This is a genomic window from Nocardioides baekrokdamisoli (genome assembly GCF_003945325.1).
GTDB classification, from domain to species: Bacteria; Actinomycetota; Actinomycetes; order Propionibacteriales; family Nocardioidaceae; genus Nocardioides; species Nocardioides baekrokdamisoli.
The window spans coordinates 574181-598841 of sequence record NZ_AP019307.1 but is presented as its reverse complement, the minus strand read 5'-3'; the positions used below and the strand labels follow the sequence as shown (position 1 = coordinate 598841).

The 24661-nt window shown below is 67.3% G+C and carries 24 protein-coding genes and 1 riboswitch; of the genes, 17 read left to right on the top strand and 7 right to left on the bottom strand.

What is annotated here, in order from left to right:
* Window positions 1–36: 36 nt before the first annotated feature.
* Genes KCTC_RS02800 through KCTC_RS02790 form a run of 3 tightly spaced genes read right to left on the bottom strand, consistent with a single transcriptional unit; the run spans window position 37 to window position 3468 of the window.
* Window positions 37–525, bottom strand: a complete 489-nt coding sequence (locus tag KCTC_RS02800; protein ID WP_125566552.1) for a DinB family protein — start codon at window positions 523–525, stop codon at window positions 37–39.
* Entirely contained in the window at window positions 522–1136 is a 615-nt protein-coding gene (locus tag KCTC_RS02795) for a TetR/AcrR family transcriptional regulator (protein WP_125566550.1), read from the bottom strand. The genes KCTC_RS02800 and KCTC_RS02795 overlap by 4 nt, the downstream gene beginning before the upstream one ends.
* On the bottom strand, window positions 1129–3468 hold the full coding sequence (locus tag KCTC_RS02790; protein WP_125566548.1) for an MMPL family transporter: 2340 nt from the start codon (window positions 3466–3468) through the stop codon (window positions 1129–1131). Before KCTC_RS02790 ends, KCTC_RS02795 begins: the two co-directional genes overlap by 8 nt.
* A gap of 133 nt (window positions 3469–3601) precedes the next feature.
* Between KCTC_RS02790 and rpe the strand changes: the two genes are divergently transcribed.
* Window positions 3602–4255 (top strand): ribulose-phosphate 3-epimerase, encoded by a 654-nt coding sequence (gene rpe, locus KCTC_RS02785; RefSeq protein WP_125569974.1) that lies wholly within the window; start codon window positions 3602–3604, stop codon window positions 4253–4255.
* Window positions 4256–4303: 48 nt separating this feature from the next.
* Here rpe and KCTC_RS02780 read toward each other — a convergent pair whose 3' ends face one another.
* The gene (locus tag KCTC_RS02780) at window positions 4304–5227 is read right to left on the bottom strand and encodes a type IV toxin-antitoxin system AbiEi family antitoxin domain-containing protein (RefSeq protein WP_125566547.1); all 924 of its coding nucleotides are present in this window, start codon (window positions 5225–5227) and stop codon (window positions 4304–4306) included.
* Between the two features lie 161 nt (window positions 5228–5388).
* A riboswitch (FMN riboswitch) is annotated at window positions 5389–5523 on the top strand.
* Window positions 5524–5639: 116 nt separating this feature from the next.
* Here KCTC_RS02780 and ribD point away from each other — a divergent pair.
* The 8 genes from ribD to KCTC_RS02740 are packed head-to-tail and all read left to right on the top strand — an operon-like array spanning window position 5640 to window position 10644.
* Complete coding sequence (gene ribD, locus KCTC_RS02775; RefSeq protein ID WP_125566545.1) at window positions 5640–6641, top strand: bifunctional diaminohydroxyphosphoribosylaminopyrimidine deaminase/5-amino-6-(5-phosphoribosylamino)uracil reductase RibD; 1002 nt, start codon at window positions 5640–5642, stop codon at window positions 6639–6641.
* Window positions 6642–7265: a riboflavin synthase gene (locus KCTC_RS02770; protein WP_125566543.1), complete on the top strand. Its 624-nt coding sequence runs from the start codon at window positions 6642–6644 to the stop codon at window positions 7263–7265.
* The gene (locus KCTC_RS02765; RefSeq protein ID WP_125566541.1) at window positions 7262–8563 is read left to right on the top strand and encodes a bifunctional 3,4-dihydroxy-2-butanone-4-phosphate synthase/GTP cyclohydrolase II; all 1302 of its coding nucleotides are present in this window, start codon (window positions 7262–7264) and stop codon (window positions 8561–8563) included. The genes KCTC_RS02770 and KCTC_RS02765 overlap by 4 nt, the downstream gene beginning before the upstream one ends.
* Window positions 8563–9048: a 6,7-dimethyl-8-ribityllumazine synthase gene (ribH, locus tag KCTC_RS02760; RefSeq protein ID WP_125566539.1), complete on the top strand. Its 486-nt coding sequence runs from the start codon at window positions 8563–8565 to the stop codon at window positions 9046–9048. Before KCTC_RS02765 ends, ribH begins: the two co-directional genes overlap by 1 nt.
* Before the next feature lie 13 nt (window positions 9049–9061).
* On the top strand, window positions 9062–9418 hold the full coding sequence (hisI, locus tag KCTC_RS02755; protein WP_197715236.1) for a phosphoribosyl-AMP cyclohydrolase: 357 nt from the start codon (window positions 9062–9064) through the stop codon (window positions 9416–9418).
* Window positions 9411–9950 carry a Trp biosynthesis-associated membrane protein gene (locus tag KCTC_RS02750; RefSeq protein ID WP_125566535.1) on the top strand — a complete coding sequence of 180 codons (540 nt, stop codon included), beginning with the start codon at window positions 9411–9413 and terminating at the stop codon, window positions 9948–9950. The genes hisI and KCTC_RS02750 overlap by 8 nt, the downstream gene beginning before the upstream one ends.
* A gap of 41 nt (window positions 9951–9991) precedes the next feature.
* Window positions 9992–10198: an HGxxPAAW family protein gene (locus tag KCTC_RS02745; RefSeq protein ID WP_125566533.1), complete on the top strand. Its 207-nt coding sequence runs from the start codon at window positions 9992–9994 to the stop codon at window positions 10196–10198.
* On the top strand, window positions 10195–10644 hold the full coding sequence (locus KCTC_RS02740) for a DUF2752 domain-containing protein (RefSeq protein ID WP_197715235.1): 450 nt from the start codon (window positions 10195–10197) through the stop codon (window positions 10642–10644). The genes KCTC_RS02745 and KCTC_RS02740 overlap by 4 nt, the downstream gene beginning before the upstream one ends.
* Before the next feature lie 8 nt (window positions 10645–10652).
* Here KCTC_RS02740 and KCTC_RS02735 read toward each other — a convergent pair whose 3' ends face one another.
* Genes KCTC_RS02735 through KCTC_RS02725 form a run of 3 tightly spaced genes read right to left on the bottom strand, consistent with a single transcriptional unit; the run spans window position 10653 to window position 12473 of the window.
* The gene (locus KCTC_RS02735) at window positions 10653–10991 is read right to left on the bottom strand and encodes a DUF4190 domain-containing protein (RefSeq protein WP_197715234.1); all 339 of its coding nucleotides are present in this window, start codon (window positions 10989–10991) and stop codon (window positions 10653–10655) included.
* A 47-nt stretch (window positions 10992–11038) separates the two neighbouring features.
* Entirely contained in the window at window positions 11039–11854 is an 816-nt protein-coding gene (locus KCTC_RS14810; RefSeq protein ID WP_179951406.1) for a hypothetical protein, read from the bottom strand.
* Window positions 11847–12473, bottom strand: a complete 627-nt coding sequence (locus KCTC_RS02725; protein ID WP_164512445.1) for a DUF2510 domain-containing protein — start codon at window positions 12471–12473, stop codon at window positions 11847–11849. Before KCTC_RS02725 ends, KCTC_RS14810 begins: the two co-directional genes overlap by 8 nt.
* A gap of 96 nt (window positions 12474–12569) precedes the next feature.
* On the opposite strand from KCTC_RS02725, the gene trpC reads away from it, so the two are divergent.
* From trpC to pyk, 8 genes are all read left to right on the top strand, one after another.
* Window positions 12570–13358, top strand: a complete 789-nt coding sequence (gene trpC / locus KCTC_RS02720) for an indole-3-glycerol phosphate synthase TrpC (protein WP_125566529.1) — start codon at window positions 12570–12572, stop codon at window positions 13356–13358.
* Entirely contained in the window at window positions 13355–14587 is a 1233-nt protein-coding gene (gene trpB, locus KCTC_RS02715; protein ID WP_125566527.1) for a tryptophan synthase subunit beta, read from the top strand. Before trpC ends, trpB begins: the two co-directional genes overlap by 4 nt.
* On the top strand, window positions 14572–15378 hold the full coding sequence (gene trpA / locus KCTC_RS02710; RefSeq protein WP_125566525.1) for a tryptophan synthase subunit alpha: 807 nt from the start codon (window positions 14572–14574) through the stop codon (window positions 15376–15378). The genes trpB and trpA overlap by 16 nt, the downstream gene beginning before the upstream one ends.
* Window positions 15375–16001 (top strand): SCO family protein, encoded by a 627-nt coding sequence (locus KCTC_RS02705; RefSeq protein WP_125566523.1) that lies wholly within the window; start codon window positions 15375–15377, stop codon window positions 15999–16001. Before trpA ends, KCTC_RS02705 begins: the two co-directional genes overlap by 4 nt.
* Window positions 15998–16846: a prolipoprotein diacylglyceryl transferase gene (lgt, locus tag KCTC_RS02700; protein ID WP_125566521.1), complete on the top strand. Its 849-nt coding sequence runs from the start codon at window positions 15998–16000 to the stop codon at window positions 16844–16846. The genes KCTC_RS02705 and lgt overlap by 4 nt, the downstream gene beginning before the upstream one ends.
* 185 nt (window positions 16847–17031) lie before the next feature.
* Window positions 17032–21588 (top strand): glutamate synthase large subunit, encoded by a 4557-nt coding sequence (gltB, locus tag KCTC_RS02695; RefSeq protein ID WP_174233026.1) that lies wholly within the window; start codon window positions 17032–17034, stop codon window positions 21586–21588.
* On the top strand, window positions 21581–23062 hold the full coding sequence (locus KCTC_RS02690) for a glutamate synthase subunit beta (protein WP_125566519.1): 1482 nt from the start codon (window positions 21581–21583) through the stop codon (window positions 23060–23062). Before gltB ends, KCTC_RS02690 begins: the two co-directional genes overlap by 8 nt.
* A 128-nt stretch (window positions 23063–23190) precedes the next feature.
* Complete coding sequence (gene pyk / locus KCTC_RS02685) at window positions 23191–24660, top strand: pyruvate kinase (protein ID WP_125566517.1); 1470 nt, start codon at window positions 23191–23193, stop codon at window positions 24658–24660.
* The last annotated feature ends 1 nt before the right edge of the window (window position 24661 follow it).

The window sequence follows — 24661 nt, the reverse complement described above, 5'->3', positions numbered from 1 at the left end:
CATATCTCAGCAATGCGACCGGATTTGCCGGCCAGGTCAGTCGCTGGACCGGTCGGCCCTTCGAGCCCTGATCTGCTCCACGAGGATGTCGCCGTGACCTGCGTGCCGGGCGTACTCGGCGATCAGGTGGTCGTAGATGTACGGCAGGCTCACCCGGTGCTCGTACCAGGGGAAGGTGTCGTCGAGGTCGTGGGTGGACGCGATCTCCCGTGAGCGCTCACACGCGGCGAGGAATGCCGTGTGGATCGAGTCGATGGTGTCGGTTGGTTCCAGCACGAAGCTGGGATCAACCTCGTCCGGGATCCCGAGTTCCGCCCGGGGGACATCGGCGACCCGCGCATGGAACCAGACCTTCTCCACGAAAGTGCAGTGCTTGACCAAGCCCAGGGGAGTGGTCAGCGACGGCACCAACCGCTCGCGAGCCTCTGATTCGTCGAGGTCGTCCAGCAGTGAGGCGATCTCGGCACGCTGCCGATCCACCATTCCCTCGAACAGCGCCCGCTCGTCAGAGACCGAGAGGCTCATGAAGGCGACGCCAGATGTCCGACAGCTGAGGCGGTGAGCACGCGGTCGGCGATCAGCATCGGGTCACCGACGGGGAGGTCGGGCTTCGCGACCAGGAGTGCCGCGATGCCGTGAGCCGCTGCCCAGAGTTCGATGGTGAGCAGGGTGATGTCGCCGGGCGCGAAGACGCCGGTGTTGACGCACTCCGCGACCACCTCCTGGAAGTGCACGAAACAGCCCTGGGCCAACATCAGGTCCACGTCCGGGCGAGGACATGGATCCATGGTCGCGACGCGGTAGTGCTCGGGGTAGTCGATGGCAAAACGTACGTACGCCAGCCCCATCGCCTGGAGGCGATCCAGCGGATCCGGGACCGACTGCGAAGCAGTCACCATCGCCTGGTCGAGCTCGTCGAAGACGTCGACGACCACCGCGCTGATCAATTCCTGCTTGTCAGCGAAATGCAGGTAGATCGAGGGGGCCGTGACTCCGACGGCTCCGGCGACTGACCGGATCGAGACGTCGTCCGAGGTCGCCGCCTTCGCCATCAGGTCACGGGCAGCGGCGATGATCTCGCCGCGCAGTTCCTCTCCGGAACCGCGCGGCGAGCGACGCCGGGTCTGTTCAGGCAACGTTTTCCGCCTCCGAGAGTCCGAACCGCGCGTGCAGGGCGACCAGCGGCTTGGGTGCCCACCAGTTTGCCTTGCCCATCAAGCGCATGAAGGCCGGCACCAGGATGCCGCGGACGAGGGTGGCGTCCATCAGGACGGCCAGGGTGAGGCCCAGGCCGAACAACTGCATGAACTGGATCTTCGAGCTGATCATCGCCGCGAAGACGATCGCCATCAGCGCCGCAGCGGAGGTGACGATGCGACCTGTGCGGCCCACGCCGTACGCGACCGCGTGTGTGTTCGCGTCGTGGCTCTGGTCGCTGTCGACCCACTCCTCGCGAATGCGAGAGAGCAGGAACACCTCATAGTCCATCGACAGGCCGAAGGCCATGCAGAAGACCAGGACCACCATGTTGGCCACGAGATAGCCGGCCGAGGTGAAGCCGAGCACGCTCGAGAGGTGCCCCCACTGGAACACCCACACCATGGCTCCGAAGGTGGCGGTCAGCGAGAGGGTGTTCATCACCAGTGCCTTAAGCGGGATCACCACGCTCCCGGTGAAGAGGAACAGCACGATGAACGTGCTCAGTGCGATCAGAGCCAGCGCGATCGGCAGGGTCGCGCCGAGACCAGTCATCGCATCGAGGTTGAAGGCTGCCCATCCCGTCCACTGGGTGCTGATGCCGTCGGCACTGACCGCGCGCAGGTCCTTCACCAACTGGCTCCCAGCCTTGGAGAACGGGTCCACGGCGCCGACCACGTCAAAGCGTGCGGAGCCGTCGTTGACGTACGCCTTCGCGAAGGCGTCGGACTGCTGCACGAGAGCTGCCTTCTGCGCCGCCGTCACCGGGGGCGCCTGGCGGTCGACCACGCGAGCGCCGTGGCGGTAGAGGCCGGCGGCCGAAACCACCGAGTCGACGTTGGCCACCCGCGAGAGTTGTGCGGTGTATGCAGCCAGGTTCTTCATGCCCGGATCGGCCGCGGGGTCGTACGCCCCGATCCCGGCCAGCGAGGCGCCGGCGTTCAGGGTGAAGTTCGTACGCATGTCGTCGCCCACCTGGCGGGCGCTGGCCGACTGGGGGAGGACCCGGTCGTCCGGGTAGCCGTAGTTCGCCTGAAGGAAGGGCGCACCGAGCGCGAGCAGCAGGACCACCACGGCGCCACCGAACGCAAGCGGGCGCTTCATCACTCGGTGGGCGAGGCGGAACCACAGACCGCTCTCCTCGGGCTTCGGCAGCGGCTCAGGGCGTCCGAGCAGCTTCCGGATGCCCTTGCGGGCGTCGTACGCATTGACCTTGTCGCCGAGCAGCACCAGAGCTGCAGGCAGGATCACCAGCGAGGCGAAAGCCGCCAACCCGACCACGACGAGCCCGGCGTACGCGAAGGACTTGAGGAAGAACATCGGGAAGACCGCCAGAGCAGCCAGCGAGAGTGCGACGGTGAGCGAGGAGAAGAGGACGGTACGCCCGGCGGTGTTGATCGTGGTGATGATGGCTTGTTCGCGGTCCGTGCCCTTGCGCAACTCTTCGCGGTAGCGGCTGATGATGAACAGGGCGTAGTCGATGGCAAGTGCCAGGCCGAGCGCCGTGGTCATGTTCTGCGCGTAGACCGAGACGTCGGTGAACCAAGTGAGGATGCGCAGCTCCGCCAGGGTCCCGATGATCGCGAAGCCGCCGATCAGGAGCGGGAGCAGTGCGGCGATGGCACTGCCGAACACGAGGACGAGCGCAATGCCCGTGAGCGGGATCGAGATGGCCTCGGCAACGAGCAAGTCCTTGACGGTCTGGTCGTTGACCTGGTGATAGCCGGTCGCTGAGCCGCCAACGGTGATGGTCGCCCCGGGCACCTTGACCTTGTCTGCCAGTTCCTTGCCGAGGTCGCCAGCGCGTGTCTGCATGATGGAGTCGTCGCCGCTGATGTTGCCCAGGACCAGCGTCGCGGTGTGATCCTTGGCGACCAGCGCCGCCCGAGCTGACGGCGGGACGTTCGAGACGCTGCGGATGGCGCCGACGTAGTGCGTGTCGTCACCGGAGGCGGTGGCCTTCTCGTGTGACTTCAGGATTGCTTCCACCTGCGCCGACGCGGCCGCTGCGGCGGTCCGGGAGGCCGGGTCCGTCTGCTGGTTGCCGTTCGTGCTGATCTGGATGATCAGGTTCGGCGCGGCGCCGTTGAACTTCTTGTCCAGTTCGATCGTGGCCTGGTTCGACTGGGAACTGTCGACGGTGAAGCCGCCGGACTTGAGGTAATGGGCGACCGGGGCGCCGAGCACGCCGGCGCCGATCAGGAACAGGACGGCGGCGACGAGTACGCGGCGAGGTGCGCGGATCGCGAGGTTGGCGATGCGATTCAGCATGCAGGGCTCCATCAGCACTGAGGGACAAAACGTCGGTGAACAGCGATAACTTAACGCCGTTCAGTCAGGTTGCGCAATTGTCACGATCATGATGCGCGCCACATGCGTAGGATTCGGAGGCGTGTCGCGCTGCATGCAGATCACCCCGTCCATCCTCAACGCGGACTTCGCCAATCTCGGCGCTGAGATCGCCCGGATCTCCAGTGCTGACTGGGTGCACGTCGATGTCATGGACAACCACTTCGTACCGAACCTGACGTTCGGCCCGACGATGGTCGAGGCGCTCTCTAGGGCGACCGAGATCCCGCTGGACGCGCACCTGATGATCGAGGATCCTGACCGCTGGGCGCCGGCGTACGCCGAGGCCGGCGCGAGGAGTGTCACCTTCCACGTCGAGGCGGCGAAGGCGCCGGTACGCCTCGCCCGCGAACTGCGCAAACAGGGCGCTCGCGCCTCGATGGCGCTGAAGCCGGCGACACCGATCGAGCCGTACGCCGACCTGCTTCCCGAGCTCGACATGGTGCTCGTGATGACCGTCGAGCCCGGCTTCGGCGGACAGAAGTTCCTCGACCTGTGCCTGCCCAAGATCCGGCGTACCCGCGAACTGATCGAGCGGACCGGCGGCGAGATCTGGCTCCAGGTCGACGGCGGCGTCTCGATGGAGACGATCGAACGGTGCGCGGAGGCGGGTGCCGATGTGTTCGTCGCCGGCAGCGCCGTGTACTCGGCGGCGGACCCGGACCAGATGGTCAAGGCGCTCAGAGCCAAAGCCGAGGCGACCGTCTGACGACCGTAGCGCTGTTGTTCGACGTACCTGACGCGTCCAACGACAGCACTACGAGCAGTTGGGGCATCGCGTCTGTACACCTGACCAACCTCGGCGGCGCAACAGGGTTGCGAGGTTTGCGGCGGTACGGCAGCCGTCCCGGAACACCTGCCCGTAGGTCAGCCGGACGGGCACCATCCCGTCAGCGGCTGCCTTGAGATCCCGGGCCGCATCGTGGTCTCGCGCTTGGGTCGAGGAATGAAAGGCTCGCCCGTCGAGCTCGACGACGATCCCCTGCGACGGATAGACGACGTCACGGTGGATCGTGCCGTCAGGACCGACGGCGACAACCTGGCGCTGCGATTGTGGGAGGCCGTGGCGCCGTTCAAGCGCAGCGAACCCTCGCTCCAGCACCGAGTGCTGCCCCGTCGCGACGTCATCGATCAATGCGGAGAGCAGTCGTCTCCGCGCGATCCGCGGCCGCCCCTCCAGAGCCTGTCGCAGCGAGTCCGGCCAGACCTCGCGGGTCTGGATGGCTGTCGCGATCGCTGTAAACGCCTCAGCCTCGTCGGCGGCGCGGGCGGCAACGTCCAGGGTCGCGTGGGCTGGCCACACGCAAGGCGGCTCGCCGTTCCAGTTCACCCGGTGACCGAGGTCGGCCATGCGGTGGACGACGACTCCCGCGTACCTCGGCGTGGACCGCTGCGCCGTCACCGCGACGTGGACTGGGCCGGTCCTGGGGCCGCCCGGCATCGCCGACCTGAAGCACAGGGCAGCGGGCTCCAGCGCGAGAACAGCAGCCCAGGCGCGTTGGTCCCACGACAAGGGACCTGTGTGGTTGGCGAAGACGCCGCGATGAATCCGCGTCAGCTCTCTGCGACGGGTCATGCGTTCGATGTCGCCATGGGTTGCGCCGAGCGAGGTCAACTGCCTCCTGGCCACGATCCCCTCCTGGGTCCAGCGGAGCAGGCGTGCGAGTCCTTCGTCGTCCATCGGTCGACCCTGAGTCAGGATCGAGTTCGGCGCCAGCCCCGATTCCAGGCCTGTGGATGGACAAGGTGGCGCTGTCGTTTGACGTACCTGACACGTCAAACGACAGCACAAGTCAAGGTCCGACGGCGTACGCGCTAGGCTTGGCGACAACGAGTTGATACTCGCGTGCTCTGGGGGCGGTGAAAGTCCGCACCGGCGGTGACAGTCCGCGACCCGCGAGCCTCCTTGGAGGCGGACGGTTGACCAGGTGGAAATCCTGGACCGACGGTTAAAGTCCGGATGAGAAGCGCACGCGCCAGCGCCGTGCGTACGCACGCGTGCCGGCGAATTGCCCCGTGGAGTCCGCGACCGGACCACGGAGGCCACGATGCTGATCGCCCGCAGCGCAGTGCGGTTGACGCACGCTCAAGCGATGCGTCGCGCCATCGAGCTTGCCGCCAGCCCAGATGTTCCGTTGTGGCCGAACCCCCGGGTTGGCTGCGTCCTGCTGTCGAAGCGCGGCACGGTCATCGCCGAGGGTTACCACCGCGGGGCGGGTACGCCTCACGCGGAAGCCGACGCGCTCAATCAGGCCGGCGAGAGAGCCCGTGGTGCGATCGCGATCGTGACGCTCGAGCCGTGCAACCACACCGGTCGCACCGGCCCGTGCGCGCAACGGCTGATCGATGCGGGCGTGTCCCGCGTCCTGTACGCCCAGAGCGATCCGAACCCGATCGCGTCGGGTGGTGCGGAGACCCTGCGTGCTGCCGGGATCGAGGTCGAGTCCGGTCTCCTGGCGGAGGAGTCGCGTGCGGTGAATCGGGTCTGGAGTCGGGCGACGGAGTTGCAGCGCCCGTACGTCACCTGGAAGTTCGCGACGACGCTGGACGGCCGAAGCGCCGCAGCAGACGGCACCTCGCGCTGGATCTCGAACGCGGCTGCCCGCCGGGACACGCACGTACGCCGTGCCGAGTGCGACGTGATCATGGTCGGGACCAACACGGTCGCGGTCGACGACCCGAGCCTCACGGTCCGTGACGCGGATGACCTTCCGGCAGCAGTGCAGCCGCTGCGGGTTGTCGTGGGCGAGCGGGCGTTGCCGGTTCACGCGAAGGTCTTCGACGATGCGGCACCGACTTTGGTGATGGCCACGCACGACCCGGCGATGGTGCTCGAGCACCTGTGGCGGATGGAGAAGCGACACGTCTTCCTCGAGGGTGGCCCGACCCTGGCTGCTGCGTTCGCCGCGGCCGGCCTGATCGACGAGATCGTGACGTACGTCGCCCCGATGCTTCTGGGAGCGGGCCGCAATGCCGTGGCCGACCTGGGAATCAGCACGATCGCCGACGCGTTGCGTCCGACGGTCGTTGATATTGCAATCATCGAGTCCGCGGACGAGCAGCCCTGCGTCCGCCTAGTGATGGAGACGAGCTAGATGTTCACCGGAATCGTGGAAGAGCTCGGCCGGGTCGTGGAGATCGAGGAGCAGGGCGACGCCTGTCGCCTGACGATCGCGGCCGAGGTCGTGCTCGAGGACGCCAAGCTGGGCGACTCGATCGCCGTCAACGGCTGCTGCCTGACCGTGGCCGCGACCGGCGTCACCGGCGAGGGCACGCCCACCTGGACCGCCGATGTCATGCAAGAGACGCTCGACAAGACGTCTCTGACCGGCATCAAGCCGGGGGACCGGGTCAATCTCGAACGCGCGGTGACGCCTCAGACGCGCCTCGGTGGCCACATCGTCCAGGGCCACGTCGATGGCACCGGCAGGGTGCTGCGGCGTACGCCCAGCGACCACTGGACCGTCGTGGAGATCTCGCTGCCTGAGCACCTGTCCCGCTACCTCGTCGACAAGGGCTCGATCACCGTCGACGGCGTCAGCCTGACCGTCGTGGAGGCTGGCGAGGACAGCTTCACCATCAGCCTGATCCCGGAGACCCTGGCTCGTACGACCCTCGGCTTCCGCGAGATCGGCGGAGTCGTCAACCTCGAGGCGGATGTCCTCGCCAAGCACGTCGAAAAACTCTTGCAGAGCACCCAGAACGGAGTCACCCGATGACCGAGAGCCCTTCAACGGCGCCGATTCAGCACGGCGGCGTACGCCTCGACTCGGTCGAGGACGCGATCGAGGCCATCGCGGCCGGCAAGGCCGTGGTCGTCGTGGACGACGAGGGTCGTGAGAACGAGGGCGACCTGATCTTCGCCGCGGCGAAGGCGACGCCGGAGTTGATGGCGTTCACGATCCGCCACTCCAGTGGAGTGATCTGCGTACCGATGCCCGGCGACATGCTCGACCGGCTCGAGATCCCGTTGATGACCCCGCACAACAAGGACAAGCTGCGCACCGCGTACACGATCTCGGTCGACGCACGCGACGGCGTCTCCACCGGCATCTCGGCGGCGGACCGTGCGCACACCGCGCGCGTGCTGGCTGACAGTGCGACCGAGCCGTGGGAACTCACCCGGCCGGGCCACGTCTTCCCACTCCGCTACCGCGAGGGCGGCGTCCTCGTCCGCCGTGGCCACACCGAGGCTGCCGTCGACATGGCCCGCCTCGCCGGTCTGACCCCGGCGGGCGTGCTCGTGGAGATCGTCAACGATGACGGCACGATGAAGCGCGCCGGCGAACTGCGTGAGTTCGCTGACGAGCACGGGCTGCTGATGATCTCCATCGAGGACCTCGTGCGGCACCGCCGTCGTACCGAGGTCAACCTCGAACGCGCCGCCGTCGCGAAGCTGCCGACGGAGTACGGCGACTTCACCGTGTTCGGCTACCGCGACACGATCGACGGGGCCGAGCACGTGGCGCTGGTCGCCGGCGACCCTGCGGAGCTCACCACCGACGAGCCCGTACTCGCCCGGGTGCACTCCGAGTGCCTCACCGGCGACGGTTTCGCCTCGCTCAAGTGTGACTGCGGACCGCAGTTGCACGAAGGTCTGCGGCGCATCCAGGAGGAGGGTCGCGGCGTCCTTGTCTACATGCGTGGCCACGAAGGCCGCGGCATCGGGCTGCTCGCCAAGATCCAGGCGTACGCACTCCAGGACACTGGTCGCGACACGTTGGACGCGAACCTCGACCTCGGTCTTCCGGCGGATGCCCGGACGTACTCAGCCGCCTCGCACATCGTCCGCGATCTGGGGATCAAGCGGGTAAGGCTGCTGACGAACAACCCGCACAAGGTCGACGAGCTCGCCGGTTACGGTGTGCCGTGCGTCAAGCGCGAGCCGCTGATCGTGCGCCCCAACGTGCACAACCTGGCGTACATGCTGACCAAGCGTGACCGGATGGGTCACGACATCACCGGACTGGACGACTCCGGCCCGGACGGATCCGAGTTGACGGAGGAGAGCAACTGATGAGCGGCGCTGGAGCCCCCACCACCGAGGCGTTCGACGCGAGCGGCCTGCGCGTCGCGGTTGTCGCGGCGTCGTGGCATGTGACCGTGATCGACGGCATGCTCGCCGGCGCACAGCGGGCGTTCGCTGACTACAACGTCGGCAACCCGACGATCGTCCGGGTCCCGGGTGCGTTCGAGCTCCCGGTCGTTGCGAACGAACTCGCGAAGGCCGGGTACGACGCGGTGATCGCGTTCGGCGTCGTCATTCGTGGTGGCACGCCGCACTTCGACTACGTCTGCAACGCCGCCACCGACGGCCTGAACCGGGTCGGCCTCGATCACGGTGTCCCGATCGGCTTCGGCGTCCTCACCTGCGACAACGACGAGCAGGCACTGGACCGTGCCGGCCTGCCGGGGTCGAAGGAGGACAAGGGGTACGAGGCGACCTCTGCTGCCCTGCAGACCGCCGCCGTATTGCGCGCGATCCGCACCCGCTCCGTCTGAGACGATGCCTGACATGACCGAGCTGGATCCGCAGATCTCTGCACGCCTGAAACGGACTGTCGACGGTCTCGTGCCGGCGATCGCGCAGCAGTACGACACCGGCGAGGTCCTGATGATGGGCTGGATGAATGACGAGGCTCTGCTGCGTACGTTGACCACTGGCCGCGCCACCTACTGGAGTCGCAGCCGCCAGGAGTACTGGGCCAAGGGCGACACGTCGGGGCACGCACAGCACGTCAAGGAGGTCCGCCTGGACTGCGACGGCGACACGCTGCTGGTCAAGGTCGACCAGATCGGCGCTGCCTGCCACACCGGGGACCGGACCTGCTTCGACGCCGACCGCCTCGACGCCTACGGCAGCGATGACTGACCGTCGACGTACGTTCTGGCCCGTGGTGCTCCTCGGCGTCGCAGCCTCGGGGCTGGCGGCGTACGCAGGCTCCAAGGACTGGATCTCCTCACACGCCGTCACCGGCGCGTCAACCCTGATGACGTCTCAGAATGACGACCTCACCAGCCCTGGCACCACGTCGCTGGCGTTGGTGGCACTGGCTGCCTGGGGCGTCCTCCTGGTGACCAGGGGCTGGGCCCGCCGGACGGTGGCGATCCTCGCCGGGATCGCGGCACTCGGTCCGATCCCGGGCCTGTGGGGGAGCGCTCATCACCTGACCACCAGCCACGAAGGCTCGCACGCAACGGGGTGGCCGTGGGTGGCCGCTGTGTCACTTGTGCTCGCCGCGACAGCTGCCGTCCTCGCCGCGATCTGGGCACCGTCGTGGCCGGAGATGGGGCGCAAGTACGACGCTCCGCAGGCTCCCGCTGGCATCGACACGGACGACAATGCCGGCCTGTGGCGCCAGTTGAGTGAGGGTCGCGACCCAACCGAGGACGGGAACCCCTAAACTCTGTTCCGCACGATCTGCACCAACTCAGAGGAGCTCGCATGTCTGACAGCCACGGCAACACCCCGGCCGCCTGGACGGCTGTGGTCGTCGGCCTGATCGGCTTCCTGATCTCCAGCGTCGGCATCACCTACCTCGGCCACTCCTTCGCGTGGCCGCTCTTCTGGATCGGTGTGGCGGTCTTCGCCGTCGGCGGCGTCGTCTTCGTCGTGATGTCGAAGATGGGCCTCCACGTCGAGAGCCATTGAGTTCTGACACCGCCTCGGTGGTGACTGCGGCGCCAGTGGGCACGCAGTCACGTTGGCAGCGCGTACGCGGGCCGCTTCTGATGACGGGCGGGCTCGCCGCGGCGACCCTGGCACTGCGTGCCCGGGACCCGCATCGCACCCACAGTTGGGGCGTGTGTCCGCTGTACGCCGCGACCGGGATCTACTGCCCGGGATGTGGCGGACTGCGTGCGGTCAACGACATCACCCGAGGGCACATCGACCATGCCCTGCACAGCAACGTGCTGGTGACACTGGCTTATCCCGTCGGCGTCGCCGTCCTCGTCTGGATCGTGGTGCAACGCTGGCGCGGAAAGCCGACGAGCGCAGCCCCGCGACCGTGGGTCGTGTGGACTGCGCTCGTGGTGGCGCTGGTCTTCATGGTGCTCCGCAACACCCCGTACGGGACGGCGCTGGCACCGGTCTGAGCGAGCGGTCAGTTCCCGGACGTCGAGTGGAAGCCCGTGGTCGTGCCGACGATGACGATCACGACGATGTAGAAGAGGATGCCGAGCGCGCTCAGCACGGTACCGATGATGCCGCAGATCATGCCGGCCTTGACCGTTCCGCGGTTGCCGTACACGACGCCGGAGCGGTCGATGTCCTTGAGGGCCGAGCTGCCCATGACCCAGGCCGGGATGCCGAGGAAGAGACCGCAGCAGACGATGCTGAGAATCCCGAAGACCAGGATCAGCGTGCCGCGCGGGTGTTCCTGCGGGTACCCCGTCGGGGGCTGGTACATCGGCGCCGGCGGAGGCGGCGGGTAGTTGGTCATGGGTCTCCTACGAGATCGGTGTGCGGATGCTCGGCAATATATCGGCGTCAGAGAATCCGGGCCGGCAGAACGTCGACACCGGTCGGACCAGGTGCCGGCTGGTGCTGGGGATGGACGCCGATCAGGACCACCGCCACGACGATTGCCGCGAGCAGGATGAGCGAGAGCGCGGTGGCGATGATGCCCATGAGCCGTCCGGCGTGGAGTGATCCCTCGTCGGCGTAACGGGCCCCGGACATCCGGATCTCACGGAGTTCCGACGAGGCCATCGACCACGCCAGGACGCCGAGGACCGGACCGAGGATCCCGGTGAGGAACGTCGTCACCAGCGCGAGGACTCCCAGCACCACGACGGTCGTCGCGCGCGGATGCCCCGGCGCCGCGGCGCCAGGCCCGCTGACGACGCCAGCCGTACGCCACCGCCGGACGTACCAGGCATCCGACCGCTTCGTGAGGAGCAGGAGCGCCGAGGCGGTCGAGGTGAAGGCCCATGCGGCTGAGATGAGGACCACGGCCTGCGGTGCCCGGTCGTCGGGGTTCGGCGCGGTCTGCGAGGTGAGGGTGCCGAGGAAGATCAATCCGGCAATGACCGCCGCGGTGATTCCGAGTGTTGCTGCGGTGAGCCGGCCGGCGTTGGAGTTCTGCAGGGCGCGGATGGAACCGATGAACCCGACGACGGTGACGCCGATTGCCACGAGCATCACCGCCTGGGCCACGGCAGGCCCGTAACTGAGGACCCCAGTGGTCCTGATCCCCCCGAAGGCGAGGGCGATGCCCGTCAGGATCAGCGAGAGCACCGCGCCGGCCGTCGGTGCAAGCGGACGCCTGCTCACCACCGGGGCCGCGATCGTATGTTCAGTCATGGGTGTCGGAGGTCGGCTGGTCGCCGGCAGCTCCGAAGACGTGGGTGTGCTCGGTCCACGCGGCCCCGTCCCACCAGCGCAGCACGCCGTCCTCGACCAGGTACCAACCCGGCGCCGCTGCAGTTGCCTTCGCCGGGCGTTGAGCGCGGTACCACTGATTGGTGGCGGGGAGCAGGAGCAGGAGCGCGCAGAGCGCGCCCACGAGCGCGAGCACGATGAATATTGCCGGACCGGGTCGCTGGATGTGGATGGACGTATCCGGCTGCGGGACACTCACCGCAACGAGGCCGAAGATGGCGCCAACGGCTTGCCAGCCGGCCAACGCGACGAGCGCGATCCGCCAGCCGTGCGAACCGCGGAGCGCCCGCACCGCTGCCACGGCAATCACGACGCTCACCACGAGGCTGACTGCTACCCCGACGCTCGTACCCACCGTGATCCCGATTGTGAACGCATGGCGCGCGGTCGCCGGCGTGGTGTGGTCGACGATCGCCGGTCGGTGAAGCAGATCGAAGACGCTACGAGCCACCATGATCACGGCGAGGATCGCGCCCGTGGCCACCCCGGCCGGAACCGTCCATGGTCGCAGGGCAGGTGATTGAGCAGTGGTGTCCGACATCGTGATTCCCCTAGGAGTGCGACGACAGCCTAGGCGACCGAGCGGGCGCGCGAGACGCGGATGAGTCCCCGAAAGCATGTTTGAGAGACTGTCCGGGTGTCCGACGTCCTGTCCCAGATCATCGAGGGCGTACGCGTCGACCTCGCCGCGCGACAGGCGGTGACCTCGGTCGCCGACCTCCGGGTTCAACTCGCTGACGTCGCTCCGCCCCTGGACCCGATGCCGCGCCTGAGGGCCGTCGGCTCCAGCGTCATTTCCGAGGTGAAGCGCAAGAGCCCGAGCAAGGGGGCGTTGGCCGACATCCCGGATCCGGCTCAGTTGGCGCAGGCGTACGCCCGCGGCGGCGCTGCTGCGATCTCGGTGCTGACCGAGGAACGGCGCTTCGGCGGTTCGCTCGCCGACCTGCGAGCCGTACGCGCCGCGGTCGACGTGCCGATCCTGCGCAAGGACTTCATCGTCACCGAGTACCAACTGCTCGAGGCCCGTGCGAACGGTGCCGATCTGGTGCTCCTGATGTGTTCGGCGATCACGGACGACGGCGAGTTGCGGCGTCTCTACGACACGGCCGGCGAGCTCGGACTCACCGTGCTGCTGGAGATCCACGACGAGCTCGAGGCTGAGCGCGCGGTGGCCCTCGGCGCGAAATTGATTGGCGTGAACGCCCGCAACCTGAAGACACTGGAGATCCACGACGACACGTTCGGTCGGCTGGCCCCGCTGATCCCCGATGATCGCGTCAAGGTCGCCGAGAGCGGGATCTTCTCGCCGGCTGACGTGCAGCGGTTCGTCAACGAGGGCGCGAGGGCGGTCCTGGTCGGCGAGGCCCTGGTGAAGGACGGCGACCCCGAGGCCGCCGTACGCGCGATGACAGGACTGACGACATGACGACGCATCTGAACGAGACCACGAGCTTCGACGCGGACGACCGCGGTTGGTACGGGGGATCCGAGGAGGGTTTCGGCGGCCGGTTCATGCCGGAGGCGCTGATGAAGGCGCTCCTCGAACTCGATCAGGCCTGGACCGCGGCGAAGGCGGACCCGAGCTTCGTCCGTGACTTCGACACCATCCTGCGGGAGTACGCGAACCTCCCCAGCCCGCTGTACTTCGCCGAGCGACTCTCCGACAAGCTCGGCATCCGGATCCTGCTCAAGCGCGAGGACCTCAACCACACCGGTGCGCACAAGATCCGCAATGTGCTCGGCCAGGCCCTGCTGACCAAGCGGATGGGCAAGACCCGGGTGATCGCCGAGACCGGTGCCGGACAGCACGGCGTCGCGAGTGCGACCGCCGCGGCGTACTTCGGTCTGGACTGCACGGTCTACATGGGCAAGGTCGACACCGATCGTCAGGCGCTCAACGTCGCCCGGATGAAGCTCCTCGGCGCCGAGGTGATCCCGGTCGACTCGGGCAGCGCCACGCTGAAGGACGCGATCAACGAGGCGCTGCGCGACTGGGTCGCGAGCGTCGACCACACTGCGTACCTCTTCGGGACCGCGGCTGGCCCGCACCCGTTCCCGACGCTCGTGCGGGACCTTGCCCGAGGGATCGGTGACGAGGCCCGCGAACAGGTGTTGGCGATGGACGGGCGACTCCCGCACGCGATTGCAGCCGCGGTCGGCGGCGGCTCGAACGCCATCGGCCTCTACACCGCCTTCCTGGACGACCCGGATGTTCGCATCTACGGGTTCGAGGCTGGGGGAGACGGGTACGAGACCGGCCGCCACGCCGCCACCATCCAGCAGGGCGATGAGGGTGTGCTGCACGGCGCGCGTACGTACGTGCTCCAGGACGAGGACGGTCAGACGATCGAGTCGCACTCGATCTCCGCCGGTCTGGACTACCCCGGGGTGGGTCCGCAGCATGCCTGGCTGGCCAAGAGCGGCCGCGCGACGTACACGTCGGTGACCGACACCGAGGCAATGGATGCGTTCGCGCTCCTGGCCCGCACCGAGGGGATCATCCCCGCGATCGAGTCTGCGCACGCGCTGGCCGGGGCGATCAAGATCGCGCCGCAGCTGCGTGAGGAGTTCGGCCCGGAGGCGACTCTGCTGGTCAACCTTTCGGGCCGCGGCGACAAGGACATGGGTACGGCGATGGAATGGTTCAAGCTGTGACGACTGCGGTGGCGTTCGAGAAGGCGGCGGCGGAGAACCGCGCCGCGCTGGTCGGCTACCTGCCGGCTGGCTTCCCGACGGTCGCGGGCGGCATCGACGCGATCAAGGCGATGGTCGACAACGGTTGTGACGTCATCGAGGTCGGTCTGCCGTACAGCGACCCCGTGATGGACGGCCCCACGATCCAGGCAGCGGCGCTCCAGGCACTCCAGAACGGCGTACGCACCAAGGACGTGCTCGCGACCGTCGAGGCCACAGCCACGCTGGGCGTGCCTACGGTGATCATGACCTACTGGAACCCGGTCGAGCGCTACGGCGTGGAAGCCTTCGCGCGCGACCTCGCGGCTGCTGGTGGCTCGGGCCTGATCACGCCCGACATCACTCCTGACTACGGCCAGGAGTGGATCGCGGCCGCCGACGCGCACGATCTCGACAAGATCTTCCTGGTCGCACCGTCGAGCACCGACGAGCGGATCGGCCTGACCGTCAGCAACTGTCGCGGATTCGTCTACGCCACCGCTGTCATGGGTGTGACCGGCGCGCGCAACCAGACGTCCGACCTCGCCCCTCCGCTGGTGGCACGCACCAAAGCCGCGACCAGCCTGCCCGTCGGCGTCGGTCTCGGCGTCAGCAACGGTGCCCAGGCCCACCAGATCGCCCAGTACGCCGACGGCGTCATCGTCGGCAGCGCGTTCGTCCGCGCGATCCTTGATGCCAACGGCGACCATAAGGCCGCCATTGCGGCACTGGCTACGCTCACCAAGGATCTCGCGGAAGGCGTACGCCGTTGAACCTGACTCATCTCAAGCGACTGGTGGTCGCTCTGGTGGGAGCCGCGCTGCTCGCCGCGTGCGGATCGAGCCAGCAGGCGTCGGGCCCGCACCAGTTCACCGCCTCGGGCTACGGCCCGTACAAGCCGGCCACCGTCGCCCTGACCGACACCGCCGGCGCGCCGTACGACCTCGGAAGCACGCTGCAGACCCCGCTCACGCTGGTCTTCTTCGGCTACACCAACTGCCCCGACGAGTGCCCCGCCGTGATGAGTCAGCTCGGCTCGGCCTTCAGCAGGCTCAGCGCCGATCAGACGTCGAAGATCACGATGGTGTTCGTCACCACGGACCCTGCCCGCGACTCCGCCAAGGTCGAGCGCCGCTGGCTGGACCGCTACGACTCCAGGTTCATCGGTGTCACGGGCCCGATCGCCCGGATCATCGACCTTGCGTCGTCCCTCAAGTTGTACGTCAAGGGAGCCGAGCGTCTGCCGAGTGGCGGATACGACGTACCGACCCACGACACGCATGTGGTCGCGCTGAATGCCAGGCACGTCGCCGTGGCGATCTGGGACATCGGCACCACGTCCAAGCAGTACGCCGGCGACCTGCAGGCGATGTTGAACGGAGCTGTGCCCGAGTGATCTCGCTCTTCATCCCCAGCCCGCACCAAGGCGTGTGGCATCTGGGTCCGATCCCGCTGCGCGGATATGCCCTCGCGATCATCCTCGGCGCGATCGTCTGCGTGATCATCGCCGAGCGTCGCTGGCAGGCCCGCGGTGGACGCGCCGGCTTCATCCAGGATCTGGCGCTCTGGGCATTCCCGTTCGGACTCGTCGGTGCCCGTCTCTACAGCGTGATGACCGATTCGGACCGCTACTTCGGCCACGGTGTGCCGTGGTGGGAGCCGTTCGCGATCTGGCACGGCGGGATCGGCATCTGGGGTGCCATCAGCGGTGGCGCGCTCGGTGTCTGGATCGCGTGCCGTCGAGCAGGCGTACTGCTGCCGGTCGTGGCCGATGTGCTCGCACCCTGTCTCCTGGTCGCGCAGGGGATCGGCCGCTGGGGCAACTGGTTCAACCAGGAGCTGTACGGCCGGGCGACGACTCTCCCGTGGGGCCTCAAGATCGACGCGGCCCACGCACCCGGCGGCGTCGCAGGCACGTACCACCCCACGTTCCTCTACGAATGCCTCTGGGACCTCGGTGCTGCCGGCCTGATCCTGTGGCTGGATCGGCGGTTCAAGTTCGGTCACGGTCGTGGCTTCGCCCTGTACGCCATGATCTACACGCTCGGACGCGCCTGGATCGAATACCTCCGGATCGACTCCGTCCAGCACCATGTCCTCGGTCTGCGCCTCAACGACTGGACCGCGCTCGTGGTCTTCCTCGGGGGGTTGGCGTACTTCGTCCTCGTCGGGCGCAAGCAGTTGCCACGCGAGGAGTCGCCGTACGTCGCTGTCGGGGAGAACGCCTCCACCGCTGTGTAACTGAGTGGAGCACGCTGATACTTGCTGGTAACGTTCAGCGGAGCGTGAGGGCCAATGTCGTCCCCCAAAGCACTCGCCGGCAGCACCTGCCTTGTTCAACAACAGGATCAGCTGACACCGCTGCGCATCGAAAGTCCCCCGTACCGGGTGAGTTGATGCGCGCCTGAAAGACGAGGGGATCTCCCGTGCCTTATCAGCACTCGTACCCGACTCCGCAGGGTCTGTATGACCCCGCGTTCGAGAAGGACGCCTGTGGCGTGGCCTTCGTGGCCACCCTGACCGGTGTCGCCTCCCACGAGATCGTGGAGAAGGGTGTCGCCGCCCTGGTCAATCTCGACCACCGTGGCGCCGCTGGCGCTGAGGCCAACTCCGGTGACGGTGCGGGCATCCTCGTGCAGGTTCCGGACGCCTTTCTGCGCGAGGTCGTCGGGTTCGACCTGCCCGCGACAGGTGCGTACGCCGTCGGCACCGCGTTCCTCCCGGGCGACGCCGCGCACGTTTCGAACGCCGTCGAGGTCATTGAGAAGATCGCCGTCGACGAGGGTCTGACGGTCCTCGGCTGGCGCGATGTCCCCGTCGAGACCGAGACCCTCGGCGCCACCGCGCTGGCCGCGATGCCGACGTTCCGCCAGATCTTCGTCAGCGTCGCTGGCGAGGCTGTCACCGGTCTCTCGCTGGAGCGTCTCGCCTTCGTGCTGCGCAAACGCGCCGAGCGTGAGACCGATGCGTACTTCCCGTCGCTGTCCTCGCGCACCCTCGTCTACAAGGGCATGCTCACCACCGAGCAGCTCGGCGACGTCTTCCCGGATCTGCGCGACCCGCGCTTCGCCTCGGCCATCGCCGTGGTGCACTCGCGCTTCTCGACCAACACGTTCCCGAGCTGGCCGCTGAGCCACCCGTTCCGCTTCATCGCCCACAACGGTGAGATCAACACCGTCGGCGGCAACCGGAACTGGATGCGTGCCCGCGAGGCGCTCCTCGCCAGCGATGTCCTCGGCGGCGACCTGGAGCGGATCTTCCCGATCTGCACCCCGGGCGCCTCCGACTCCGCCAGCTTCGACGAGGTCCTCGAACTGCTGCACCTGGGCGGCCGCAGCCTGCCGCACTCGGTGCTGATGATGATCCCGGAGGCCTGGGAGAACCACGGTGAGATGAGCCCCGCTCGTCGCGCCTTCTACGAGTTCCACAGCACCGTCATGGAGCCGTGGGACGGTCCGGCCAACGTCGTCTTCACCGACGGCACCCAGGTCGGTGCTGTGCTCGACCGCAACGGCCTGCGCCCGGGTCGCTACTGGGTCACCGCTGACGGCCTCGTCGTGTACGCCTCGGAGGCCGGTGTCCTGCACGACATCGAGCCCGAGAACGTGGTCCGCAAGGGTCGCATGCAACCCGGCAAGATGTTCCTGATCGACACCGTCGAGCACCGGATCATCGAGGACGACGAGATCAAGGACGCCCTTGCGGCGGAGCACCCGTACAGCGAATGGCTCCACGCCGGCCTGGTCAACCTCAACGACATCCCCGAGCGTGAGCACATCGTGCACACCCACGCCTCGGTGACCCGTCGCCAGCAGATCTTCGGCTACACCGAGGAGGACCTCCGCGTCCTGCTCGCCCCGATCGCGAACACCGGTGCGGAGCCGCTGGGCTCGATGGGCACCGACAGCCCGATCGCAGCCCTCTCGGCGAAGCCGCGGATGCTGTTCGACTACTTCGCGCAGCTCTTCGCCCAGGTCACGAACCCGCCGCTGGACGCCATCCGCGAGGAGCTCGTCACCTCGCTGTACGGCTCGATCGGTGCCGAGGCGAACCTGCTCCTGCCCGGACCGGCCTCGTGTCGTCAGATCGTGGTGCCGTTCCCGGTCATCACCAACGACGACCTGGCCAAGATCCGACACATCAACCGTGACGGCGACATGCCGGGCTTCCAGGTCCACATCGTCCGCGGTCTGTACGAGGTCGCCGGTGGCGGCGAGGCTCTCGCAGCGCGCCTGGACGAACTGTGCGCCGAGGTCAGTCAGGCCATCGCCGACGGTTCGCGCATCATCGTGCTGTCGGACCGTCACTCGACGGCCGATCTGGCCCCGATCCCGTCGCTGCTCCTCACCGGTGCGGTTCACCACCATCTGGTCCGCCAGAAGGAGCGCACCCAGGTCGGTCTGCTCGTCGAGGCTGGTGACGTACGCGAGGTGCACCATGTCGCCACGCTCGTCGGCTTCGGTGCGGCTGCGGTCAACCCGTACCTCGCCCTGGAAACGGTCGAGGATCTGGCGTACGACGGCTACTTCGTGAAGGTCGAGCCGGAGAAGGCGATGGCCAACGCCACCAAGGCGCTCGGCAAGGGCGTCCTGAAGGTCATGTCGAAGATGGGTGTCAGCACGGTGGCCTCGTACACCGGCGCGCAGATCTTCGAAGCTGTCGGCCTGTCCCAGGACGTCGTCGAGAAATACTTCACCGGCACCACCTCCAAGCTGGGCGGCGTCGGTCTCGATGTCATCGCCCAGGAGGTCGCCAAGCGTCACGCCACCGCGTACCCGGTCGACGGCATCGCGCCGGCGCACCGCGAGTTGCCGATCGGCGGCGAGTACCAGTGGCGTCGTGAGGGTGAGCCGCACCTCTTCGACCCGGAGACGGTCTTCCGCCTGCAGCACTCCACCCGCAACGGTCGCTACGACATCTTCAAGCAGTACACCGACCGGGTGAACGAGCAGTCGGAGCGTCTGATGACGCTGCGTGGGCTGTTCCGTTTCAAGGACGCGGAGGAGACGGGCCGTCAGCCGATCTCGATCGACGAGGTCGAGCCGGTCAGCGAGATCGTCAAGCGGTTCTCGACCGGCGCCATGTCGTACGGCTCCATCTCGCAGGAGGCGCACGAGACGCTCGCGATCGCGATGAACTCCATCGGTGCGAAGTCCAACACCGGTGAGGGTGGCGAGGACCCGGACCGTCTCTACGATCCTGCCCGCCGCTCGTCGATCAAGCAGGTCGCCTCGGGTCGCTTCGGTGTGACCTCGGAGTACCTGACCAACGCTGACGACATCCAGATCAAGATGGCGCAGGGTGCCAAGCCCGGTGAGGGCGGTCAGCTGCCGGGTCACAAGGTCTACCCGTGGGTGGCCAAGACCCGTCACTCGACCCCTGGCGTCGGCCTGATCTCGCCGCCTCCGCACCACGACATCTACTCGATCGAGGACCTGGCTCAGCTGATCCACGACCTCAAGAACGCCAACCCGGTCGCACGTGTCCACGTGAAGCTGGTGGCCGAGGTCGGCGTCGGTACGGTCGCGGCCGGTGTCTCGAAGGCGCACGCCGACGTCGTCCTGATCTCGGGTCACGACGGTGGTACGGGTGCCTCGCCGCTCACCTCGCTCAAGCACGCCGGTGGTCCGTGGGAGCTGGGCCTCGCCGAGGCTCAGCAGACCCTGCTGCTCAACGGCCTGCGTGACCGGATCGTCGTCCAGACCGATGGTCAGCTCAAGACGGGTCGCGACGTCGTCATCGCTGCGCTGCTCGGTGCCGAGGAGTACGGCTTCGCCACCGCTCCGCTGGTGGTCTCGGGCTGCATCATGATGCGCGTCTGCCACCTCGACACCTGCCCGGTGGGTGTGGCCACGCAGAACCCGGTGCTGCGTTCGCGCTTCTCCGGCAAGGCCGAGTATGTCGTGAACTTCATGAACTACATCGCCGAAGAGGTCCGCGAACTCCTCGCGGAGCTCGGTTTCCGTACGCTCGAGGAAGCCGTCGGTCAGGCCGACGTCCTCGACGCTGCGAAGGCGATCCACCACTGGAAGGCGGAGGGTCTCGACCTGGCGCCGATCTTCCACCGGGTGGAAGTGCCGCAGCAGTTCGCCGGCCAGGACCTGTTCAACACCAAGACCCAGGACCACGGTCTCGAGCGTTCGCTCGACATCACCACCCTGATCCCGGTCGCCAAGCCGGCGCTCGAGTCGGGTGAGCCGGTGCGCGGCCACTTCAGCATCCGCAACGTCAACCGCACCGTCGGCACGCTGCTGGGTCACGAGGTCACCAAGCGCTACCGCGGTGAGGGCCTTCCGGACGGCACCATCGACCTGACCTTCTCGGGTTCGGCGGGCAACTCCTTCGGTGCGTTCGTACCGAAGGGCATGACGTTGCGCATCGAGGGCGACGCAAACGACTACGTCGGCAAGGGATTGTCGGGCGGTCGTCTGGTCGTACGCCCGGACCGGGTTGCGACGTTCAACTCCGAGGAGCACGTCATCGCCGGCAACACGCTGGCGTACGGCGCGACGAGCGGTCAGATCTTCATCCGTGGTGGAGTCGGCGAGCGGTGCTGCGTACGCAACTCCGGCGCCAGTGTCGTCACCGAAGGTGTCGGTGACCACGGGTGTGAGTACATGACCGGCGGTCGGGTGGTCGTCCTGGGCGCCACGGGCCGCAACTTCGCGGCAGGCATGTCCGGCGGTATCGCCTGGGTGCTCGACTTCGTGCCCGCCCGTGCCAACACCGAACTGGTGGAGCTCACTGCCGTGGACGAGAAGCGCCAGGACGAGCTCAGGGCTCTGGTGCAGGCGTTCGCGGAGGAGACCGACTCGGTCGTCGCGCGGGACCTGTTGGCGGACTGGGCGGCTGCGCTGCCGCGGTTCACCCAGATCATGCCGAGCGACTACAAGCGCGTACTCGAAGCGCAAGAAGAAGCGTTGGAAGACGGCCTCTCCGAAGAAGAAGCGGCCCACCGGATCATGGAGGTGCTGCATGGCTGACCCGAAGGGCTTTCTGAAGAACGGCCGCGAGATCGCTGGTCGGCGCCCCGTCGAGGAGCGCGTCAAGGACTGGAACGAGGTCTACCCGGGCGGTGTCGGCAAGGCGTTGCTGCCGATCATCACCACCCAGGCCAGCCGCTGCATGGACTGCGGGATCCCGTTCTGCCACCAGGGTTGCCCGCTCGGCAACATCATTCCCGAGTGGAACGACCTGGTCTGGCGCAACGACTGGGAGGCGGCCAGTGAGCGTCTGCACGCGACGAACAACTTCCCGGAGTTCACCGGTCGCCTGTGCCCGGCCCCGTGCGAGACCGCCTGTGTCCTCGGCATCAACCAGGACCCGGTGACGATCAAGAACATCGAGGTCTCGATCATCGACAAGGCCTGGGACTCGCAGAACGTGAAGCCGCAGCCGCCGGAGTGGCTGTCCGGCAAGACCGTCGCGGTCATCGGCTCGGGTCCGGCCGGTCTGGCCACGGCTCAGCAGCTCACCCGCGCCGGCCACACGGTCGCGGTGTACGAGCGGGCCGACAAGATCGGCGGCCTGCTGCGGTACGGCATCCCCGAGTTCAAGATGGAGAAGGCGCAGATCGACCAGCGCCTGAACCAGATGAAGCGCGAGGGCACCATCTTCCGTGCCGGCGTGAACGTCGGAGTCGACGTCACTGCGGCCCAGCTGAAGGACAAGTACGACGCGATCGTGCTGACCGTCGGCTCGACCGTGGCTCGGGATCTTCCGGTCCCCGGACGTGAGTTCGACGGCATTCACCAGGCGATGGAGTTCCTGCCGCAGGCGAACCGTGCGGCTCTCGGCGAGACCGTCGAGGGCCAGATCACCGCGGCCGGCAAGAACGTCGTGATCATCGGTGGCGGTGACACCGGTGCTGACTGCCTCGGCACCTCGATCCGTCAGGGTGCCGCGTCGATCACGCAGCTGGAGATCATGCCGCGCCCGATGGACTCCACGGGCCGCGCGGACGACCGTCCCAACGGCCAGCCCTGGCCGACCTACCCGATGATCTACCGCGTCGCCTCGGCGAACGAGGAGGGTGGAGAGCGGGTCTACAGCGTTTCCACCAAGCGGTTCCTTGGTGAGGACGGCAAGGTCACCGGTCTGGAACTCGTGGACGTGGAGTTCGTCGACGGCAAGCTCGTCGAGAAGGTCGGCACCGAACGGGTCATCCCGGCGGACGTCGTCTTCCTGGCGATGGGCTTCGTCGGCCCCGAGCGGGCCGGTCTGGTCGACCAGCTCGGTGTCGAACTCGACAACCGCGGCAACATCGCCCGTGACGGCGCCTTCGCCACCTCGGTCGAGGGCGTGTACGTCGCCGGTGACGCCGGTCGCGGTCAGTCCCTGATCGTGTGGGCGATCGCCGAAGGTCGCGCTGCCGCTGCTGCGGTTGACACGTTCCTGACCGGATCTACCACGCTCCCGGCCCCGATCAAGCCGACGGACCGTCCAGCGATGGTCTGATCGACCCAGCATCAGTGAAGCCGCTCCTCGACACGGGGAGCGGCTTCACTGTTTCGGTGTGATTCAAGTTACTTGCGGGTACCGACCCGGTCCTGTTGGCGACCTCGTACGACCGATACCGTTCGCTCATGAGGCGCGCGAAGATTGTCTGTACTCTCGGTCCGGCTGTCGGCAGTGAGAGGAAGATCCGCGAGCTCGTCTATGCCGGTATGGACGTGGCCCGGCTCAACATGAGCCACGGCAATCACGTCGAGCACGCCGAGCGATACGCGATGGTCCGCAAGGCCGCGGAGGACTCGGGGCGCGCGATCGGCATCTTCGCCGACCTGCAGGGCCCGAAGATCCGCCTGGAGACCTTCGCCGAGGGCAAGGCGCTGCTCCGCCGCGGCCAGCGGTGGACCATCACCACGCGCGACGTGCCCGGTGACGACGTCATCTGCGGCACCACCTTCAAGGGCCTCCCGGGCGACGTGACGGTGGGCGACGTGATTCTCATCGACGACGGCAAGCTGCGCCTGCGCGTACTCGGCGTCGAGGACGGCACCGACGTGATCACCGAGGTGCTGGTCGGTGGGCCGGTGAGCAACAACAAGGGCATCAACCTCCCGGGCGTCGCGGTGTCCGTGCCGGCGCTGTCGGAGAAGGACGAGCGCGACCTGCGTTTCGCCCTCGAGTTGGGCGTCGACTACATCGCACTGAGCTTCGTACGCAATGCCTCCGACGCCGAGGACGTACGCCGGGTCATGCGCGATGTCGGCCGGATGCTGCCGATCATTGCGAAGATCGAGAAGCCGCAGGCCGTCGAGAACCTCGACGAGGTGATGAAGGCGTTCGACGCCTTCATGGTCGCCCGCGGTGACCTGGGTGTGGAGTGCCCCCTCGAGGAGGTTCCGTTCCTCCAGAAGCGCATCATCGAGCAGGCCCGACTCAACGCCAAGCCGGTCATCGTCGCCACGCAGATGCTGGACTCGATGATCAGCAACCCGACGCCGAGCCGAGCCGAGGCCAACGACGTCGCCAACGCCGTGCTGGACGGTGCGGACGCGGTGATGCTGTCGGCGGAGACCAGCGTCGGTGAGTACCCGATCGTGACGGTCGAGACGATGGCCCGGATCATCGAGGCAACGGAGACCCATGCGTTCGAGCCGGGTCGACTCGGCCACCTGAGCAAGATCATCTGGAAGCCGCGTACCAAGGGCGGCATCATCGCCAAGGCGGCCGAGGAGGTCGCCGAGCGGATGGATGCCAAGTTCCTGATCGCCTTCACCCAGTCCGGTGACTCGGCTCGCCGTCTGGCGCGTCTGCGTGGTCCGATCCGGGTGCTGGCGTTCACCCCGATCGCTTCGGTGCGTTCGCAACTGGCTCTGAGTTGGGGCATCGAGCCGATCCTGACGGACCCCGTCGAGCACACCGACATGATGGCCAGGCAGGTCGATGAGCACCTGTTGCCGACCGGTCGGATCGAGGAGGGGGACAACGTGGTGATCATCGCTGGGTCGCCTCCCGGGATCCCCGGTTCGACCAACGACCTGCGCATCCACCGGATGGGCGATGCGATCAACGAGGTCGCGCCCGCCTATCGGCGCACCGAGCAGTAGT

Excerpts from the sequence above, each read along its gene's own strand:
- pyk (WP_125566517.1), top strand. The coding sequence starts at position 23,191 with ATGAGGCGCGCGAAGATTGTCTGTACTCTCGGTCCGGCTGTCGGCAGT.
- trpA (WP_125566525.1), top strand. The coding sequence starts at position 14,572 with ATGGTTCAAGCTGTGACGACTGCGGTGGCGTTCGAGAAGGCGGCGGCG.
- KCTC_RS02790 (WP_125566548.1), bottom strand. The coding sequence starts at position 3,468 with ATGCTGAATCGCATCGCCAACCTCGCGATCCGCGCACCTCGCCGCGTA.
- KCTC_RS02750 (WP_125566535.1), top strand. The coding sequence starts at position 9,411 with ATGACTGACCGTCGACGTACGTTCTGGCCCGTGGTGCTCCTCGGCGTC.
- KCTC_RS02745 (WP_125566533.1), top strand. The coding sequence starts at position 9,992 with ATGTCTGACAGCCACGGCAACACCCCGGCCGCCTGGACGGCTGTGGTC.
- KCTC_RS02765 (WP_125566541.1), top strand. The coding sequence starts at position 7,262 with ATGACCGAGAGCCCTTCAACGGCGCCGATTCAGCACGGCGGCGTACGC.
- ribD (WP_125566545.1), top strand. The coding sequence starts at position 5,640 with ATGCGTCGCGCCATCGAGCTTGCCGCCAGCCCAGATGTTCCGTTGTGG.
- ribH (WP_125566539.1), top strand. The coding sequence starts at position 8,563 with ATGAGCGGCGCTGGAGCCCCCACCACCGAGGCGTTCGACGCGAGCGGC.
- KCTC_RS02780 (WP_125566547.1), bottom strand. The coding sequence starts at position 5,227 with ATGGACGACGAAGGACTCGCACGCCTGCTCCGCTGGACCCAGGAGGGG.
- KCTC_RS02690 (WP_125566519.1), top strand. The coding sequence starts at position 21,581 with ATGGCTGACCCGAAGGGCTTTCTGAAGAACGGCCGCGAGATCGCTGGT.
- KCTC_RS02735 (WP_197715234.1), bottom strand. The coding sequence starts at position 10,991 with ATGACCAACTACCCGCCGCCTCCGCCGGCGCCGATGTACCAGCCCCCG.
- KCTC_RS14810 (WP_179951406.1), bottom strand. The coding sequence starts at position 11,854 with ATGACTGAACATACGATCGCGGCCCCGGTGGTGAGCAGGCGTCCGCTT.
- KCTC_RS02770 (WP_125566543.1), top strand. The coding sequence starts at position 6,642 with ATGTTCACCGGAATCGTGGAAGAGCTCGGCCGGGTCGTGGAGATCGAG.
- hisI (WP_197715236.1), top strand. The coding sequence starts at position 9,062 with ATGACCGAGCTGGATCCGCAGATCTCTGCACGCCTGAAACGGACTGTC.
- rpe (WP_125569974.1), top strand. The coding sequence starts at position 3,602 with ATGCAGATCACCCCGTCCATCCTCAACGCGGACTTCGCCAATCTCGGC.
- KCTC_RS02800 (WP_125566552.1), bottom strand. The coding sequence starts at position 525 with ATGAGCCTCTCGGTCTCTGACGAGCGGGCGCTGTTCGAGGGAATGGTG.
- KCTC_RS02725 (WP_164512445.1), bottom strand. The coding sequence starts at position 12,473 with ATGTCGGACACCACTGCTCAATCACCTGCCCTGCGACCATGGACGGTT.
- trpB (WP_125566527.1), top strand. The coding sequence starts at position 13,355 with ATGACGACGCATCTGAACGAGACCACGAGCTTCGACGCGGACGACCGC.